2 protein-coding genes are annotated in these 1,628 nt (G+C 44.3%); one reads left to right on the top strand and one right to left on the bottom strand.

The features are described from left to right. Positions 1–132: 132 nt before the first annotated feature. Positions 133–1,362 (top strand): EAL and HDOD domain-containing protein, encoded by a 1,230-nt coding sequence (locus OGX67_RS00450; protein ID WP_000286799.1) that lies wholly within the window; start codon positions 133–135, stop codon positions 1,360–1,362. 126 nt (positions 1,363–1,488) lie between these two features. Here OGX67_RS00450 and OGX67_RS00445 read toward each other — a convergent pair. Then, a partial coding sequence (locus OGX67_RS00445) for an IS1 family transposase (RefSeq protein WP_021514769.1) occupies positions 1,489–1,628 on the bottom strand: 140 nt, incomplete at its 5' end.

Raw genomic sequence — 1,628 nt, 5'->3', positions numbered from 1 at the left:
CCTGGTAAGCAGAGTTTTTGAAATGTAAGGCCTTTGAATAAGACAAAAGGCTGCCTCATCGCTAACTTTGCAACAGTGCCATAGAAAGGTTACATTTCTAAAAATTATAACGCTGACCTGGGGACCGGGAATATGTATTCATTTATCGCACGCCAGCCTATTTTTGACACAAAAATGCAGACCGTCGCTTATGAGCTGCTTTTCAGAGACGGAATGAACAATGCCTTTCCCGATGTTTCACCAGAATACGCCACGTCCAGAATGATTTCTGACCAGTTTTTATGCATCCCTGTTCCCCGTATAGCCAACAATCACAGTTCTTTTATTAATGTGCCGCACCAGATGATCATTAACGGACTGGGCGATACGCTGCCGAATGAAAAAGTGGTCATCGAAATTCTGGAAAATGCAGTCCCGGATGATGCGCTTTTCTGTGCCGTAAAGGATATGCACGACAGGGGTTACCAGCTTGCGCTCGATGATTTCACGATGGATGATGAATGGGACCGCTTTATGCAGTATATTTCTGTCATCAAATTTGATGTCAGAGACAATGACTATGAAGATATCCGGCAATATATCCACAGAAAAAGTCAGCTTCTGCAGGGCATAAAATTCCTTGCTGAAAAAGTGGAAACAAGGGACGAGTTTGAGCTTTACAGCCGGGCGGGTTTCGCGCTTTTCCAGGGATTTTTCTTCAGTCGCCCGGAAATCCTCAGAAATAAATGCCTTTCCCAGAACCCCCTGCCACTCTCCAGGCTGATGATGGAGGTGAACAGGGAAAACCCGGACTTTGCCGCGGTCGAACGTCTGCTTAAAACCGATCTGACGCTGTCATATAAAATCATGCGCTACGTCAGAAACATGCTGTTTAAATCACATGGCATAATTCAGGCGGACAATCTTACCCTGAAAGAAATGCTGATGTATATGGGGGGCAAAGAACTCCGGCGGTTTGTTGCGGTGGCCGCCCTTTCAAATATGGGGCGTTCCGGCATCAGTGAACTTTATCATCTGAGCATGGTTCGCGGAAAATTCTGCGAATTAATTGCCGAAAAAATAAATAATGTTTCATTGTCCTATAACGCATTTATATGCGGTCTGTTTTCATTGCTGGATGTCATTCTTGAACTCCCCATGGACGATTTAATTAAACAGATTTCAATCCCGCAAAACGTAACTGCCGCGCTTTGTGAACATAAAGGTGAACTTTTTGACATACTGACCCTGTCGTTATGTTATGAGAAACTTAACTGGGAGGAAACCGCGAAAATATGTAATACCCTCAATATCAGCGAGTTCACTGTTATAGAAACCATGCAGGCCGCAACAAAATGGGCGGACGAGCTCGCCGTCTGTTAAGGATATTTATCACAAGACAAATCAGTCATACACATCATTTTTTTAATTAAAGAAATACCGGTGAACGCCGTTATATCCGCTTATCCAGACACAACGAGACACTATTATCATGGTAATAACTCCAACTTATTGATAGTGTTTTATGTTCAGATAATGCCCGATGACTTTGTCATGCAGCTCCACCGATTTTGAGAACGACAGCGACTTCCGTCCCAGCCGTGCCAGGTGCTGCCTCAGATTCAGGTTATGCCGCTCAATTCGCTGCG

Origin of the sequence: Citrobacter sp. Cf118, from assembly GCF_030334095.1 — a bacterium.
Classification (GTDB): domain Bacteria; phylum Pseudomonadota; class Gammaproteobacteria; order Enterobacterales; family Enterobacteriaceae; genus Citrobacter; species Citrobacter freundii.
This window is presented reverse-complemented; position numbering and strand designations above follow the sequence as displayed.